Consider the following 17,470-nt stretch of genomic DNA (forward strand, 5'->3'; position numbering starts at 1 on the left):
ATCTAAACGGGCTGAGCATGATTTCTATGACCAGATTTGGTTCTCTCGCATCCGTTCATTAACCTGTCACCCTTGATCTACCAAGCATCTACAAAGATGTGTCAGGCAGTCAGGAGCTTAACATCATCTTGGGATATATTCAAACATATAGGACATTTACTCATAGTAACTTCAACATCTTTTTGTTTGTTGTACAGATAGTTTACTTGTTCAATATGATAACCCATGAATGTTGTATATTCATGTGTATAAGAGGCTTGTTAGCTGTATGATTGTCTAACAAGTCCTCTAAACTTTTAGCAGTTTCTTATTCTATCTCACAAGTTTGTTGAGAATATCCTGAGCGCATTTATGAATATTTGCGTTATCATCTTGTGTACATATAGCAAATACTTCCCATTCTTCTGATGTAATAGAAAGATATTTCCCTATTTTGTAGTTATCTGCTGATGCAAGAATTTCGTCTCCATTTAGTTCTGAATTTATCTTGAGATATCTTCCTCGCTTACCTGTCTGGCGTACTTTCACTTCCCAAAGATGATATCGGCTATCTCTAATAAGAACTTCACCTATACGATCCTTACCTCCGTGAAGCAAGTTTTCATAAAGTTTCTTACCCTCCTTACCTGCTTTGTATGCAGTCTTACCAGCCTTATAAAGCTGAACTATCTGGAAAGCGTTCATTAATTTAACCTTTGGTACGTCTTTTAGTAGTATTCCCAAATTAAAAGTTACAATTACTATTTAATATTGTGATTAATATCACAAGTACATAATGCTCCAGGTTACTTATGACATTATGACAAGCATAAATACTCAAGTATATGAGATTTTAGAAGCTACTGGCATAAGACTATTTATCTGCTATCTGTTGGGAGCTGTGCTGTATAAATCTTACGCTTTTTATAAACAAAAAAGTCTAGGTATTGCTATACAAAAAACGGCTCCAACATAGAGCCGTTAATAATATCAAAAAAAATCAATTTTATCTAACTCTAACCACTAGGCAGCGTAAAATTCTATTTAAAAACGCCATATGGCGGTTGATCGACAGTTCTGAAGGGAGCATTATCCCTATTAATAGGCTATCTATCAGTAGCCACTGTTAAGTATCGTACTAAATGAAGTTTATGAACAGATAGCATCAGCATAAGTGTTTCTGGGATGTTTGCAATCACCTTGAGAGGACTTAGCAATACCCAGCTTAATATTGCCTTTGTTTTTGAGTTATCTAACAAACTTCAGGCTTTCAATTTTCTGGATAAACAAATCTGTAAAGATGCTAATAACTGGACGCTTGCGTACTTTGATATTTGCACTTAATGACATCCCTGATTGTAGTGGCATTTGCCGACCATTAATCACAATAAATTGTTGGTCTAGGCGAATTTTGGCAGGGAAACTGTAGAAAGGACGAATTTCAGTGGGTGGTAAAGCATCTGAACCAATAGAAATTAACTCACCTTTAATATCACCGAATTCACTAAAGGGAAAAGAATCTATTCTGACATCTACTTGCATTTTATCTTCGACTTTTACAAAACCGATGTCTTTATTGGTGATAAAAATTTTGGCTATGAGGTTTTCGCTAGGAACTATTTTGAGAATTGGTTCGCTAGTGGTAGCAACAAAACCTGGTGTATGAGCCTGTAGCTCAAATACAACCCCATTTACAGGCGATCTAATTTCCTGATATTTTAAAGTTAGCTGGGCTTGGCTCAATTGACTTTTAATTTCAGCAAGGCGTTTGTCATTTTCCACCATTGCTTTATTCAACTGACCATCAATTTCAGCAAGTTTTTTCTCGTTGTCCGCAATCTGCGAGAACAAGTCTTTTCGGGAAAGGGAAACGGTGTTTTGTTGCTTTTCTTTGGCTTGCGCGATCGCAAACTGCAAACGCTCCTCTTCCTGTAGCAGTTGGTTCACTTCAGCCTGACGGGTTCCAACTTCTTGTTGCTGTCTTAAAAACTGAATTCGGGAAATTCCCCCGTCTTTCATTAAAGGCTTCAAATCGTTAAAAATTCGCTCGTTTACAACTAAAACATTTTTAGCGTTTGCTAGCTGTAACTCATTCTGGCTCAGTTGCCTTTCCAATTGTTTAACTTCCAATTCAGCAGCAACAGTGCGAGACTTTAATTCTTCTAAACTTGATTGAAGACGTGCTTGTTGCTCAAGTGTTAAGTCTGAGCCTTGAAAAGAACCTGTCAGTTGAGTGCGATAGAGTTTATTTTCCGATGCTAGAGCAGAACGGCTTTTGGTGAGCGAGGCGATTTCTGGAGGTAAGTTAAGTTGCGCGATCGCTTGTTCTATTCTGGCTGGCGAATTCTGTCCATTCAGTATAGTTCGATAAAATTGATTTTCCTGAATTAAGGCTTGGGAAATATTATCCAGGGAATTTTTTTGAGCTTGAGCAGCAGTTGTATCCAGACTTAAAAGCAATTCACCTTGCTTAACCCTTTGTCCATCTTCAACGTGAATTGTCCTTACAACACCTCCCATAGGTGCTTGAATTTCTTTAACTGCACCTTGAGGTTCTAGTTTGCCTTGTGCTGGGATAGCCTCCTCAATTTTGACAACAGATGCCCACACAAAGCTGAATGTTGTTACACCGATAATCCCCCAAACGATTGCCCGCGACCACATAGGTGATTGCCGGAGAATTACAGGTTGTTCAAATTTACTATTATGAGTATATTTTAAGTTCTTATTTGAGGGTTGGGGATACAATTTTTCCAATTCAGATTTGGCTTCTGATGCAGCTGCGGGCCGATTATTGGAATTAGTACCATTCTGTTGATTCATCATAAAAAACGCTGAGTGCTGAGTAAAATAAAATTTCTCGTTTGCAGGCTGAGCTTGGGAATGCAGCTTATAAGACTGAGCCTCATGAATTACGGCGGGAGTCAGAGCCTCCCCTTATTCGTTACAGAGACTGGAAACGAAGATTTCTTGTTTTTTGCCTTTGATTATAATTGTGCTTCTTGTTGTTGATAAAGGCAGTAATAACGACCTTTCATTTCCATTAACTGTTCATGAGTTCCTTGTTCCACAATTGAGCCTTGATCCATCATCAGAATCATGTCGGCGTTCTTAATTGTGGTAAGACGGTGAGTAATGAAAAATACGGTGCGACCCCGAAAAGCGTCTGCTAAATTCAAACACACTTGTCGCTCAGCATTATAGTCTAGAGCGCTGGTTGCTTCATCTAAAATCAACAAGTTTGGGTTTTGCAAAATAGTACGAGCGATCGCTATCCGCTGTCTTTGTCCCCCAGATAGTGCTGAACCCCGTTCCCCAACGTTAGTATTATAGCCATTCGGCAAGTCCATAATAAAGTCATGAGCAACCGCAATTCTTGCAGCTTCAATAATTGCTTCAGCGCTAGCATCGGGAGCATTTAAAGCAATATTTTCCTGAACTGTACCTTCAAACAACAGCGTATCCTGCGGCACAATTCCAATCTGACGGCGAATAGAATAAAGTTCTACTTTAGTAATATCATAGCCATCAACCAGAATCCGACCAGATTCGAGTGGATAAAGACGAGGTAGAAGCTTCATCAACGTGCTTTTACCAGAACCACTTTGCCCGACAATTCCTACAAACGCACCAGCCGGAAATTTTACACTAATATTATTTAGTTGTAGTGGCCCAGTCGGATTAAAGCGGAAAGATACATTGTCATACTTTACATCTCCCCGAATTACTGGCATCGGAATATTTTTGCGATCTAGTTCATCTGCTTCTGGCGGCGTATCCAAGATATCGCTAAGACGTTCTAAAGATAAAGCTGTTTCTTGGAAGTTTTGCCACAGTTGAGTTAAGCGCAATAAAGGGCTTGTGACGTAGCCAGAAATAATCCTAAATGCAATTAATTCCCCTAGAGATAATTTACCTTGCAGCACTAAATAAGCTCCCACCCAAAGCACTAACAAACTTGAAAGTTTGTTCAGAAAATTACTAGTAGCGCCCGCAGTTGTGGAAGTCAAAACGTTTTCAAAACCAGCACTCACATAACGCCCATATCGTTCTTGCCATTGCCAGCGCGATCGCAGTTCAATATTTTGAGCTTTTACTGTTTGAATGCCTGATAAAACTTCTACTAAATAAGATTGCGTTTCTGCATTGCGTTCAGCTTTACTACGCAACTGTCGCCGGACGATGGGAGAAACCAGCATAGTTAGCAATGCAAACAGAGGTATGGTGGCTAAAGCAACCAACGTCAGCAGCCAACTATAAATCGCCATTACTACGATGTAAATAACAGAAAAAACCGCATCTAACGCAACAGTTAAAACTGTTCCGGTTAAAAATTGACGGATATTTTCTAATTCATTGATTCTGGTTGATAATTCGCCCACAGGTCGCCGTTCAAAGTATCGCAAAGGCAACCGCAGTAAGTGGTCAATAATTTCCGAACTCAGGGCTATGTCAATGCGATTGGTAGTGTCTACAAATAAGTAAGTTCGCAAACTGGTGAGGACGGCTTCAAAAATAGCCATCACCACTAGAAACACCCCCAAAACTTGCAATGTATCCGGGCTATTTTGAATTAGAACTTTATCTATAATAATTTGAGTAATTAAAGGGTTAGCTAAGCCAAATAATTGCACGAAGAAAGAGGCAACAAATACCTCTGTTAGCACTTGCCGATAACGATAAACTGAAGGCAAAAACCAACGCAGGCTAAAACGTTCTTTGGGAGTATTGCGATTAGTTTTAAGCAGCAGTACCTGCCCTTCAGATCCCCAATTTTGAATAAAGTCAGCGGGTTTTTGTCGTAAGATGCCTATTTCAGGCACTGCGAAAACTATTTCTTTTTGGCTAATTTCGTAGAGAATTGCGGCGCTATCTTGCCAGATAATTATTGCTGGTTCTGGCAAACGACTTACGGCATTAGCGGGCACATTAATTAGTTGAGCTGTCAACCCCATCAATTCAGCTACTGCACCGTAAACTGGTAAAGAAAGGCTACCAGTTCTATCTAATTGGCTGGCTAAAATTCTCTTAATTACGTCTTTGCGAAAGGGCAGACCTAGATGCAAGGAAAGCATCTGAAAACAAGCTACAGCAGCTTCTAATGTGCCGCTACCTCGCACAAAAGGATATTTCTGGCGTTTCGCTGATTTTTGAAAAGTGTTCTCGACTGACTCTAGTTCAGAGGGTGTGTCGGGAGCATAAGGAATATCTTCCCGATTCTGGATTTCTGATTTTTGATTTGGGATTATAGCTGATTGAGTTGGCGAACCTAAAAGATCAGGTAAGCCTACCAAACGAATTTGACTGGATGCTTCTGTTTTCAGAGAAGATATATCATCAAAACTTAGGCAATCGCCCACAGATAACTGCTGTAAGCTACTGTTACTAACTAACCACATCCGGTTAGAATCCAAAGAGTTTCTATCACCAGGTAAATTGCCAATTACTGATTCTGAATAAGCTTTTAAGGTTAGGTCTTTAAGATTTAACACACCCGCTGCTTTCAAGAGTGTTTCGCTATCAGCTCGCTGTTGTAAGTAGACGCTTAGTAAGTCAAAAACTTCTATCAAAGAACAGCGATTTTGAAAAGCAGCAGCTAAGTGGGGATGTTGTTTTAGTAAAGCTAAAAAATCCCCTGCGCTGAGAGTTAGACAAAGAGTTTCTGTAGATGCGATCGCAGTCTCACAAGGCGTACCCCGGAGCAACCCAACCCAACCTAGCACTTCACCAGGTTCTAGCCGTTGCAGTGTCACCGCCATCTGGTTATAAGGGTCGTACCCCAATAGACGCGCTTGCCCTTCATAGAGAATAGTAACTTGGGCAGGCATTTTTTCCCGCAATAAAATTGCTTGCCCCATGCGATATCGCAATAACCCAAATTTTTCCGATAGCTTTTCTAGGTCAGCAATTGGCAGTTGATCGAAAGGAGATAATTTTAATAAAAATTCTTGAATATTGATTCTAGTGTATGTCATTTCTTATTATTTATTAATTACTGGTTCTGAGTCAGGGCCTATTAGCTAAAGCTTATAGTAAATAATAATTAGATCCTAAGGACTAATGACTAATAGCTAATGACTGGTAACAATTATTAACTTGCTCTTGTAGCCAGGTGCTAAATAGTTCATCAATTAACCGCTGTCGCGTGGCATCATCCAATTGAACCGGAATAAATTTTTCCATTCGTACAATCACCAGCCATTCGCCTAAACGAGTCGGTGGCAATAGTTGACCGGGCTGACTTTTGCTAAGTATCTGAGCTAGGGTGGGATGGGGTACACTTAACTCCACCGGGCCAATTAAACCGCCTGTTTGAGCCTCCGGCCCTTGGGAATATTCTCTCGCTAGTTCGGCGAAAGACTGCTCTTTTTCTTGAATGCGGAAATACAGTTCTTGTGCAATACCGACGTCTTGAGTTCTAATCAAGGAATAAATGATTTTATCTAGCTGTCCTTTGCGCTTTAAAAAATAAGGTTCTACTTTATTACTCCAGGTCACAGTTTTAAACTTTTCAATCTTTAACCCTCGAATGGCTTGTTCTGGAGCCATTCCCTGAGAATTTTGCTGCTGCAATTGCTGGCTGACACGGGTTATTTCCTCTGGCTTACATTCGATAGAAGCGATCGCAGAGTCAATAATAAGTTCGCGTAATAACTGAGGTAGGAGCCGATAACTAGCTAGTAAGGGAATAATTTCCTCGGCAGTAATCGAGCGATCGCCTACTTGCAGAACTATAGTCATATCCTGTCCAAATAATTACTCATAGTTAGAACTGCGAAAATTCACTCAGACTACATTTTGCCACTACACAAACCACTCTGCCTCAGTAAGTGCTGTATAAGTACCAAAAAAGTTATCCAGTGTTAATACTGAATAACTTTTCAAACCCAATCAGCCCAGACTTAGCGACTATAGCAGCAAGTACCTACGTATGAGTAGTAGCTAAGATAATTTGCTCCTACCCATCAACTTTTAGCTATGGCGGCAGCTTGGTTAGATTGTTACATCTATAACTATATGACGACAAGATCCGCGTTAGTTAGGGCAAGACCAGTAGAGAGGGTGGCTATTTGTATTTGCGCGATCGCTCCCGTACCATCTGCATCAAACAGCAATGCACCATTAGTGCTGTTGTAGATGAAGCGATCGCTATCATCGACAGAGGTTGATCCTATTACGAACTGATCCAGTGCGATCGCTGCACCTGCAATTAGCCCACCACCAAAACCTGCCGCAGACACTTCGATAGTATCATCTGACACCACAAAATCAGTGATATTGTCAATACCTTGATTTGAAGCATTAAAGACAAAGCGATCGCTACCAGCACCACCATTAAGGGTGTCATTGCCGAGTCCACCAACTAGGATGTCATCACCGCCTCCACCATTGATAATGTCATTACCGCTTCCACCGTCAAGAGTGTTGTTGCCACCATTCCCGGAGATCGAGTTGTTCAGGCTGTTTCCTGTACCGTTAATCGCGTCTGCCCCATTTAGGGTGAGGTTTTCCAGGTTGTCACCCAGCGTCCAGGTGACGTAAGAAATGACGGTATCTGTACCAGCATTGACATCTTCAACGATGATGTCAGTGGCATTATCTACCATGTAAGCATCGTTACCAATACCACCAATCAAGCGATCGCTTCCGACTCCACCATTGAGGAAGTCATTGCCCTCTCCACCGTTAAGAGTGTTGCTGGCAGAATTCCCTGTAATCGAGTTGTTTAGGCTGTTGCCCGTGCCGTCAATCGCCGCTATTCCGCTTAGGCTCAGGTTTTCCAGGTTATCACCCAACGTCCAGGTGCCGGAAGAAATGACGGTATCTGTGCCAGCATTGGCATCTTCAGTAATGATGTCAGTGATACTGTCTACGATGTAGATATCGTTACCAGTACCACCAATCAAGCGATCGCTTCCGACTCCACCGTTGAGGAAGTCATTGCCATCTCCCCCATCAAGAATGTCATTGCCATCTCCCCCATCGAGTCGGTCATCTCCCCCATTGCCAGTCAGAGTATCGTTGCCAGCAAAACCAATTAATACGTTAATAAGTTCATTACCGATGATGGTGTTGTTCAGGTTGTTACCCGTGCCGTTGATCGTGGCGAAACCTGTTAAAGTCAGGTTTTCTAACCCAGTTCCCAACCGATAACTGACGCTGGATTCTACGCGATCAATTCCGCCTAAACCGCTTTCAATCTCACCTGAAACAATGTCCTCATTGCTGTCAACAATATAAATATCGCTACCATTGCCACCCCGGAGAGTGTCGAAGCCTTCTCCCCCATCGAGGAAGTCGTTGCCTTCTCCTCCATCCAGGCGGTCATTGCCTTCTCCTCCCCGGAGAATATCGTTGTTGCCACCGGGAAGTAGCGTGCCGGGTATGGTGGTATCGCCAATCAGGATATCATTACCTTCTCCTCCATCCAGGGTGTCATTACCTGCTCCCCCATCCAGCGAGTCATCGCCACCATTGCCAATTAAAGTGTCGTTGCCAAAATCGCCCCGAAGTAGGTTATTGACATCATTGCCGATGATGTTGTTGTTAAGTGTGTTACCCTTGCCGTTTATGGGAGCAAATCCAGTCAGGGTAAGGTTTTCCAGCCCAGTAGCCAAATTCCAACTAACGCTGGATTCTACGCGATCAATACCGCCTATAGCAGTTTCGGTTTCCAACTCAATTCGGTCAGAAATACTGTCAACAATGTAAACATCGCTACCGTTCCCACCCCGGAAAATATCATTGCCTTCTCCCCCATCAAGGAAGTCGTTGCCTTCTCCCCCCTCCAGGCGGTCATTACCTTCTCCTCCCCGGAGGATGTCATTGCCGCCACTGGGAAGTGGTAAGGGAAAGGCATCGCCAATCAGGATATCATTACCTTCTCCTCCATCCAGGGTGTCATTACCCAGCCCCCCATCCAGCAAGTCATCGCCACCATTGCCAGTTAAAGTGTCGTTGCCAAGATCGCCCCGGAGTTGGTTATTGAAATCATTGCCGATGATGTTGTTGTTAAGTCTGTTACCCGTGCCGTTTATGGGAGCAAAACCAGTTAGAGTCAGGTTTTCTAGCCCAGGAGCCAAAATCCAGCTAACGCTGGATTCTACTCGGTCAATCCCACTTATGGCAGTTTCGGTTTCCAGTTCAATTCTGTCGAGAGTATTGTCAACGATGTAAACATCGTTACCATTGCCACCTCGGAGAATGTCGAACCCCTCTCCCCCATCAAGGAAGTCGTTGCCATTTCCCCCCTCAAGAAAGTCATTGCCTTCTCCCCCTCGGAGGAAGTCGTTGTCACTAAAGGGGCTGGGGCCTGGAGAGTTTAAGCCGCCAATCAGAAAGTCGTTACCTTCTCCACCTTCGAGAGTGTCATTACCTTCTCCACCATCCAGGCGGTCATTGCCACCGTTCCCAATTAAGTTGTCGTTGCCAAAATCGCCCCTGAGTAGGTTATCGAAATCATTGCCCTGGATGGTGTTGTTCAGTCTGTTACCCGTGCCGTTTATGGGAGCAAATCCAGTTAAAGTTAGGTTTTCCAGCCCAGAAAACAAAATCCAACTAACGCTGGATTCGACGCGATCAATACCGCCTATGGCAGTTTCGATCTCAAACTCAATCTTGTCTTGAAGGCTGTCAATGATATAAACATCGTTACCGTTACCACCCCGGAGAGTGTCAGCGCCTTCTCCCCCATCAAGGAAGTCGTTGCCTTCTCCTCCATCCAGGCGATCATTGCCTTCTCCTCCCCGGAGGATGTCGTTGTCACTAAAGGGGGTGGGGCCCGGAGAGTTTAAGCCGCCAATCAGGAAGTCGTTACCTTCTCCACCTTCGAGAGTGTCATTACCTTCTCCACCTTCGAGACGGTCATCGCCGCCATTGCCATTTAGGGTATCGTTGCCAGAAAAACCCATGAGTTGGTTATTGAGTTCGTTGCCGAGCAGGACATTGTTAAGTCTGTTACCAGACCCATTGAACGGGCCAAACCCCGTAAACCCCCCTGTTAAAGTTAGGTTTTCCAGCCCAGGAGCCAAAGTCCAACTAACGCTAGATTCTACGCTGTCAATCCCGCCTATGGCAGTTTCGGTTTCCAACTCAATTGTGTCTTGAGGACTGTCAACGATGTAAACATCGTTACCGTTACCACCCCGGAGAGTGTCAGCACCTTCTCCCCCATCAAGGAAATCGTTGCCATTTCCCCCATCCAAGCGGTCATTGCCTTCTCCCCCCCGGAGAATGTCATTGCTGCCATCAGGAATTACAACGGGACCGTCGCCTATCAGAGTATCGTTGCCAACTCCCCCATCCAGGGTGTCATTGCCTCCTCCCCCATCCAGAAAGTCATCGCCGCCGTCGCCTATCAGAGTGTCGTTGCCAATATCGCCCCTGAGTAGGTTATTGACATCATTACCGATGATGATGTTGTTAAGTCTGTTACCCGTGCCGTTTATGGGAGCAAATCCAGTTAAAGTTAGGTTTTCCAGCCCAGGAGCCAAAATCCAACTAACGCTGGATTCTACGCGATCGATGCCGCCTATGGCAGTTTCAATCTCCAACTCAATCCTGTCTTGAGGATTGTCAATGATGTAAACATCGTTACCGTTACCACCCCTGAGAGTGTCAACGCCTTCTCCCCCATCAAGGAAGTCGTTGCCTCCTCCTCCATCCAGGCGGTCATTGCCTTGTCCCCCTCGGAGGATGTCGTTGTCATCAACACTAAAGGGGCTGGGGCCGGGAGAGTTTAAGCCGCCAATCAGAAAGTCGTTACCTTCTCCTCCATCCAGGGTGTCATTACCTGCTCCCCCTTCTAGGAAGTCATCACCACCATTGCCAGTTAGGATGTCGTTGCCAGAGATCGCATTGATGATGTCGTTGCCATCACTGCCAATAAGTGTGTCATTACCAGAAGTACCGTCATTGTCTGTAATGGTGAAGCTGGCTGTGTTGGCAGTACCGATGGTGTAACCTGTACCATCTGCTAGGGTGATTCCTACGGTTTCATTAGGGTCAAGGCTGGCATCGTCAATGGCGACAACATCAATAAAGGCAGTGGTCGCCCCGGCTGCAATGGTGATGCTACCTGTTAAAGCGGTGTAGTCTACACCGGGAGTAGCAGCAGTTAGATCAGTAGCCACGGTGTAGTTGATGGTCAGTCCGCCATCTGGGGCAGGTTCGCTGAGGGTGAGGAGAAATTTGCCAATAGTTGACCCGGTTTCGCGAGGATTGGTGCCAGAAGCGATCGCAACGATGGGAGCCATATTTTTATGTATCTGGGTAGATGTTTTGTGAGAACTGATTGACTGTGTGCCAGTACGAGTCTACACAAGTGTTTATACCCCCGCCTCCAGTGTATTTTCGGAATATTGCTAATTTGTGTTTGACGAGCAGAAAATTTATGGCGATCGCGTTCTCTAGAAAACGCGCGATCGCCATCTTTGGGTTTCGCGACCTGAAGCTGCTAAAGGACAATCAAAGACCTAACCCCCTAACAGTTTTCTCTACAAGGGAAGGGGGAATCTTCAAACCCCTCTCCTAAAAGGAGAGGGGTTGGGGAGAGGTTAACCAACAGGTATTGCCACGCTACCTACAGTTATCCTTTATACGCTCGTGAAATCCGCACCATTGAGAGTGGTGGATTCTACCCCGGTTAGGATTGCCAAAAGATCATTATTGCTCTTGAGGCTAATCAGGGTGTCGTTGACATTACCACCCGTGCCTTGTGTAATATTCAACTGCCCAAAATTCAAACCACCCGACAACCCAATTCGGTCTTCACCATCCATAAAGTCAACAATGGTATCAATGCCATTATTAACGGCTACCAACACAAACCTGTCCCCTCCAGCGTCTCCAGTCAGAGTATCGTTGCCAGCACCACCGACCAGCAAGTCATCACCAGCACCGCCAATCAAACTATCATTGCCATCCCCACCAGATAATTTGTCACCGCCAGCACCACCATTTAAGAGATCGATACCGTTACCGCCGGATACATTGTCACCACCAATGCCACCGTTAAAGGTGTCGTTACCTCCATTCATGTCAACAACCGAACTCTGATAAGTGCCTAATAGGGTAATAACATCATTCCCATCTTGCGGCTGATTGGTGACTGGTTCATCGCCTCGCAGGTTAATGAAAAACTTGCTATTGTTCATGGTCACGGTGATATTGTCGTCACCGTGACCGCCACCAATCTTCCCATCGGAACGCGGGCCATTGTTGGGGTTGGTGTCATTGTCCCACCCAGCAGCGAAAGTGACGTTAATCGTGTTGTTGCCAGCCTTACCGTGAGCGGCGTTTACACCATCTGGATCGATAATTGTGTCGTTACCGTCACCACCAAATATCCGGTCGTTATAGCCAGTACCGCCATCGATTGTGTCATCGCCAGCATCGCCATTAATTGTGTCATTGCCAGCACCGCCATTGATTGTGTCATTGCCAGCACCGCCATCGATTGTGTCATTACCAGCACCGCCATTGATGGTTTCATTGCGGTTAGTGCCAGTCAGCACATCATCATTCGCGGTGCCATTGATTACTGGGGTAGGAAGGGTAAAACGAGCCACCAGCGGATCGTGATCGCTTTGTTGATCTGCAAACTCGGCATTTAGATGCACAATATCAATTTCAGCAGCCGCGTTGGTGCGAAGATTGCCACTTACGAGGATGTGATCGAGTGCCTGAGAATTGCCCTCAAACACGTAGGTGTATTGTTCATTTAGTGGTAGAGTCTCCACCAAGTTAGTCAGGTCATCTCCTTTCAATACTTCCAATGGGTCTGAGAACTGAAAGTCGTTGAAATCACCCATTACAGCTACATTGGCATTGGCATCAGCAGCGAGGATGCTTTCTACGAAGTTGTTAACAATCTCCGCTTGTTGCAGACGTTGAGCCTCAGAGGTGAGTATTGGTGGTTGGTTGCTGCCAAAAAGTGGTTGATCGCCGCCTTTAGAGTTAAAGTGGTTGCCGATGACAAAAACTTGATTGCCGTTGAAGATAAACTCGCCGACCAGGGGTTTGCGGCTGTTGGCAAAGGCATCGCCATCTGAGAGGTCGGTGTCAACAATGCGACCGGGACTGGCGGAAAGTTCCGCACCATTGGCATCAATTACCGTGGTGTTGGTTGTGGAAGTGCCGCCGGGACGATCTACAAAGTCAACTCGCTCAGGGTTGAACAGGAAGCCGACGCGAATATTACCCCCAGGCTGACCGCCATCTCTGTCGTCTGCTGGGTTAACTTGACGGAATTCGTAAGTGGGGCCACCTGCGGCTGCGATCGCATCTATCAAAGCTTGATAGGTCAGGTTGGCATCTACAACGCTGTCATTTGTGGCACCATTGTTATCCTGTATTTCCTCCAAACTCAGGATGTCTGGTGATTTCAGGTTGTTGACAATCAAATTGGCAAGGCTGCCGAATTTGCTACCATCGCTGGGGTCAAGATTCTCGACGTTGAAACTAGCTACTGTCAACTGGTCTTCAGTCCCCGTTAACGTGGTAGTTTCGCGCTCAATACCACCAGAAGTGACAGTTGGCAACGGTGTTGTATTAAGCAGCTTGTAATTGCCAAAGCTATAGTCGATGACACCAGTAATCGAACCGTTGAAGCGATCGCTTACATTCACCTGTGGCGCATTAGGAACTAGCAGATCGTCAATGATGATACGTTCTGGATTAAAATCCCCTTGCTGGATGATAATACCGCCCCGCTCGGTACGAGTGCCAGCATTCGCCCCATCGTTAGCCAAGACAGCGATTTCACCGAAATCGTTGGTAGGACTAACTGCCACAGCGTTATTAACCTGCACCCGCATTCCTTCGAGACTTTCATAGAAGTCAATGCCATCTTGGGCAGGATCGAAGAGGGCAAAAGAATCATTATCGATAATCTGCGTCGGCGGCGTGCGATCGCTACCAATTACAATCGCAGCAGGTAGCGGATTGCCACTTGAGAGGGTGTTAATTCTTCCCGTATTACCAACACCAATCTGAGTAATTGAGAGATTGTTGGAGTTAGCACCACCTGGAGTGAATTCACTCACACTACCGCTTACCAACAGGGAGTCCCCAGCGCTGACGCTGGGTCTTATGCCCGTGAAAACAAAAATTCCCTCAGAGGTGGCATCATCCGCATCAGGATCAGGATCTTGCAAATAAAAGCCATTAGACCTAACAGCAGTGACAATACCCGCCACGTTAGAAACACTTCGCCCTAAGTACGGTGAGGTATGACTAGCACCTTGAATATCGCGGATGCGGATATTCCCTGCCGTGGCATCGTTATCTGTGACCGTGACGGTGGTCGTACTGTTGGTAAAGTTAGTCGCAGAGGCAGTTAATGTCACCGTTTGGGAGCCATCAATCAGGGCATCATCAACCGCAGCGATCGCAAAGCTTGCCGATGCTTCATTTGCAGCAATGGTGACAGTTGTGGCAACTGTTGCCTCTCCCGTATCGCTGGAAACAAGGTTGACTGTCAACGGATTTGTTAAATCCCCAGTGCGAGTCACAGTGCCAGTAGCCGCATCTGCACCAGCTGCTTCTGAGAAGGAAACGGGGGAAACACTTAAACTTAGCGAGGATGTTGGTGTTGGGTTGTCGCTGCGAGTATATCTTCCCAGATCATCGAACGTATCTGTAGCAAAGCCATCCCATTCAATGCTGGGGTCGAAGGCATTGTTCTCGATGGTATCCCCAGTTGTAACGCTGCTTTTGCGCCGGAGGGTGTTGTCAGCTGTACTTGTAAGTCCACTACCCCATTCAGTTCCCGGATCAACGCCAACTTGACCAATTACATCAATGATGGTTCCACTTGCTCCACCCCTACGCAGCACGATGGCATCATCGCCATTAAACCATCCTGCACCATTTGTCTGATCTGCCTGCGCCAAAATCGCTGCATTGGCGTTACTCTGAGCCAAAACAAACACATCGCCGGTTGCCACGGTGCCAGTCAGAGAAATCGTCAAACCAGGAGAGGTGCTGCCATTGAAATACATCTGCACCACGTAGCTATCTGCTGCCAAGTCAATTGCCGCATCAGTGCTGTTGTAGATTTCAAGAGCCTTGTTGTTACTGCTGCCCTCAACATACTCTGAGAAAAATAAGCCTGCCATAGAACCCTCTTTTGTGGTAGAAAACGCAAGATGCAGAATTGAAAATTCAGATGCGATCGCATCTGACAAACTGGCACGATGCTGATTTTAGTTAGACAACTAAAATCAGTAGAAATACTGCCTGTCTATCTGGAAAACAATAAGTTAGAGGTAAAAACAAGAACATTTACCTATCTTTAACCTCTACTTAAAGTTGGGTTTTAGTTCGTCTTGCAGGATATCACTTATATTTAAAGTGTTCTAGTGCTTCACAGAAAATTTTTCCTCAGTTTCTTGCGGGATACTCAGGAAAAATTTTGATTTATAAATTAATAACTCGGAAACGCACTAAATTGCTGTTTCTATAACTCCTCATTCTCCTGAGTCCCCATTGGCTCTTGCTAGGAGAAAATTTGTACTTCTTCCACAAATGCTTTGACAAAAGTGGGATGTTCCTTAACTCAAATTTAAACTAGGTGCTAGTTTCTTCGCTTTCAGCCATTGGTGAATCTGGGTTATCTTCTGTATCTTCCTGCCAAGTATTGAGAATGTCTTTAACCAAAAGCTCCTTTAACCAAACTTGAGCCACAACCACCAATGGCAAAGCTAGTAAAAGACCTAAGAAACCAAAGAAAATGCCGAAAGCTACCTGTGACAACAAGGTGACTGCTGGTAGAAGAGACACCTGATGCTTCATAACTAAAGGTGTCAGAAGGTTACTTTCAATTTGCTGAATAAGGATATACAAAACAATCACTGCACCTGCTTTCCAAGGTGCATCAAGTAAGGCAAGTGCTGCTGGTGGTATAACACTTAAAGTAGGGCCAAGATTAGGAATAAACGTTAATAAACCTGCTAAAAGAGCATTGGCTAGAGGGAGTTGCACCTGCAAAATCCACAAGCCCAAACCGCTCAGAAGGGCAATCACAGTCATATTAAAAAGAATGCCAATTAACCAACCGCTCAGAGCAACTTCGCATTTAGAAAGAATCTTATTGACTCGCTGACGATAGAAGCTAGGAAATAGCAGCAAAAATGCCTTCCGGTAAGAACTGGGATTCGGCAAAAGCATGATGGTCACAACTAAGACCAACAATAAGCTCAGAATAATTTGAATTGAGTTAGCAAACAAGCTATAAAAATTTGTAAGCAACCGATTAATAAAACCGGGTAATTGTTCAGTTAAACGACTAAAAACACGGGCGTCTTCTAAAGATTGCCCTGGAAGTCGGGTTTGCAGCGATTCAGCCCACACCCGTAGCCGATCTAATCCTTGTGGCACCCATTCAATCAATTGTGGAAGTTGATTATAAAAAGGTGGAACAATCAAGGCAAGAAAAATAGTCACAATTGTGACTATACTAATAATTGATAAGGCAATGGCGATGCCTCGGTTGACTCCCTGTTGCACAAGCCATTTCACAAGTTGGTTTATGGCTGTCGCCAAGACCACAGCCATAAAAGCCAGCAACACAACTTGCTGGATTTTCCACAAAATGTAAAGAGAAATGATCAGGGCGATTAATCCGACCCATTGCCCTAAACGCACAATGCTGTCTCCATCTTTTGGTCGATTTGAAGCGGTTGTGTCGAATTTAATCTTTTGAAACTGCTTGTGTCTTCCTCCTTAAGGAAGTGTCTAAAAAGCGTTTTTAAGGTTTTGCTTTATGTTAATTTATATATTAAGTTAAGGTTTTTCACGCCTTAACTGTGGCGAATATAGTATCAAGCACACTCGTTAATCCCTAGTCTTTTGTAAGGCTAAGTGTTGAGGCAATTCCATCAGATAGATTTCATCATAAATAAATGCCTAGTAGCACTTGGATAGAGCAACTTGCGCGGTTCGGTTATGCGGCGAAGGGAATAGTGTACTTTATTATTGGCTTGCTGGCGATACCTGTGGCGTTTGGCTCCGGCAGCAAAACGGCTGACACGAGCGGAGCTTTGGATACAATTGTTGCACAGCCGTTTGGAAAATTTTTGCTTGCTTTGATTGCTTTTGGTCTGATGGGGTACGTGCTATGGCAGTTGACTCAGGCATTGCTCGATCCGGAGCATCAAGGCAAGATTAATGCTAAGAGAATTGTACAGCGCCTTGGCTATGCGCTCAGTGGTCTGAGCTACGCAGGTGTATCGCTTAGCGCTGTGCAGACTGTTTTTGGTAAAGAAGGCGACGATAGCAGCTGGCGGCGAGACTGGGCGGCGCGTTTGCTGGAACAACCTTTGGGACAAGAGCTATTTTGGATTGTCGGAGCCATCGCGATCGCTGTGGGTGTTTCCCTGACTGCCTGACACATCTTTGTAGATGCTTGGTAGATCAAGGGTGACAGGTTAATGAACGGATGCGAGAGAACCAAATCTGGTCATAGAAATCATGCTCAGCCCGTTTAGAT

The 17,470-nt window shown here is 44.8% G+C and carries 9 protein-coding genes; 2 read left to right on the plus strand and 7 right to left on the minus strand.

The annotated features are described in order from the left end of the window. Positions 1-312: 312 nt before the first annotated feature. The 5 genes from NDI42_RS26740 to NDI42_RS26760 form a co-directional block, all read right to left on the minus strand. Positions 313-684, minus strand: a complete 372-nt coding sequence (locus tag NDI42_RS26740) for a hypothetical protein (protein WP_190450632.1) — start codon at positions 682-684, stop codon at positions 313-315. Positions 685-1,227: 543 nt separating this feature from the next. Further along, positions 1,228-2,805 (minus strand): beta-barrel domain-containing protein, encoded by a 1,578-nt coding sequence (locus NDI42_RS26745; protein ID WP_242017438.1) that lies wholly within the window; start codon positions 2,803-2,805, stop codon positions 1,228-1,230. Positions 2,806-2,966: 161 nt separating this feature from the next. After that, positions 2,967-5,954 carry a peptidase domain-containing ABC transporter gene (locus NDI42_RS26750; RefSeq protein ID WP_190450634.1) on the minus strand — a complete coding sequence of 996 codons (2,988 nt, stop codon included), beginning with the start codon at positions 5,952-5,954 and terminating at the stop codon, positions 2,967-2,969. 82 nt (positions 5,955-6,036) lie between these two features. Then, positions 6,037-6,720 carry a peptidylprolyl isomerase gene (locus NDI42_RS26755; protein ID WP_190450635.1) on the minus strand — a complete coding sequence of 228 codons (684 nt, stop codon included), beginning with the start codon at positions 6,718-6,720 and terminating at the stop codon, positions 6,037-6,039. A 272-nt stretch (positions 6,721-6,992) separates the two neighbouring features. Continuing rightward, positions 6,993-11,234 carry a beta strand repeat-containing protein gene (locus tag NDI42_RS26760; protein ID WP_190450637.1) on the minus strand — a complete coding sequence of 1,414 codons (4,242 nt, stop codon included), beginning with the start codon at positions 11,232-11,234 and terminating at the stop codon, positions 6,993-6,995. Positions 11,235-11,353: 119 nt separating this feature from the next. On the opposite strand from NDI42_RS26760, the gene NDI42_RS26765 reads away from it, so the two are divergent. After that, positions 11,354-11,512, plus strand: coding sequence for a hypothetical protein (locus tag NDI42_RS26765; RefSeq protein ID WP_348231781.1), 159 nt, complete (start codon positions 11,354-11,356; stop codon positions 11,510-11,512). A 61-nt stretch (positions 11,513-11,573) separates the two neighbouring features. On the opposite strand, the gene NDI42_RS26770 is transcribed toward NDI42_RS26765, so the two are convergent. Both NDI42_RS26770 and NDI42_RS26775 read right to left on the minus strand, forming a co-directional pair. Then, positions 11,574-15,098, minus strand: coding sequence for a DUF8508 domain-containing protein (locus NDI42_RS26770; protein WP_190450641.1), 3,525 nt, complete (start codon positions 15,096-15,098; stop codon positions 11,574-11,576). 451 nt (positions 15,099-15,549) lie between these two features. Continuing rightward, on the minus strand, positions 15,550-16,626 hold the full coding sequence (locus tag NDI42_RS26775; RefSeq protein ID WP_190450643.1) for an AI-2E family transporter: 1,077 nt from the start codon (positions 16,624-16,626) through the stop codon (positions 15,550-15,552). 257 nt (positions 16,627-16,883) lie between these two features. Between NDI42_RS26775 and NDI42_RS26780 the strand changes: the two genes are divergently transcribed. Then, positions 16,884-17,369 (plus strand): DUF1206 domain-containing protein, encoded by a 486-nt coding sequence (locus NDI42_RS26780; protein WP_190450645.1) that lies wholly within the window; start codon positions 16,884-16,886, stop codon positions 17,367-17,369. Positions 17,370-17,470: the final 101 nt, after the last annotated feature.

Origin of the sequence: Funiculus sociatus GB2-C1, assembly GCF_039962115.1 — a bacterium.
In the GTDB taxonomy this organism is placed as follows: domain Bacteria; phylum Cyanobacteriota; class Cyanobacteriia; order Cyanobacteriales; family FACHB-T130; genus Funiculus; species Funiculus sociatus.

What these genes read in the sequence shown, in the direction of transcription:
- NDI42_RS26745 (WP_242017438.1), bottom strand. Translation starts at nt 2,805, where the DNA reads ATGATGAATCAACAGAATGGTACTAATTCCAATAATCGGCCCGCAGCT.
- NDI42_RS26750 (WP_190450634.1), bottom strand. Translation starts at nt 5,954, where the DNA reads ATGACATACACTAGAATCAATATTCAAGAATTTTTATTAAAATTATCT.
- NDI42_RS26780 (WP_190450645.1), top strand. Translation starts at nt 16,884, where the DNA reads ATGCCTAGTAGCACTTGGATAGAGCAACTTGCGCGGTTCGGTTATGCG.
- NDI42_RS26755 (WP_190450635.1), bottom strand. Translation starts at nt 6,720, where the DNA reads ATGACTATAGTTCTGCAAGTAGGCGATCGCTCGATTACTGCCGAGGAA.
- NDI42_RS26760 (WP_190450637.1), bottom strand. Translation starts at nt 11,234, where the DNA reads ATGGCTCCCATCGTTGCGATCGCTTCTGGCACCAATCCTCGCGAAACC.
- NDI42_RS26740 (WP_190450632.1), bottom strand. Translation starts at nt 684, where the DNA reads ATGAACGCTTTCCAGATAGTTCAGCTTTATAAGGCTGGTAAGACTGCA.
- NDI42_RS26770 (WP_190450641.1), bottom strand. Translation starts at nt 15,098, where the DNA reads ATGGCAGGCTTATTTTTCTCAGAGTATGTTGAGGGCAGCAGTAACAAC.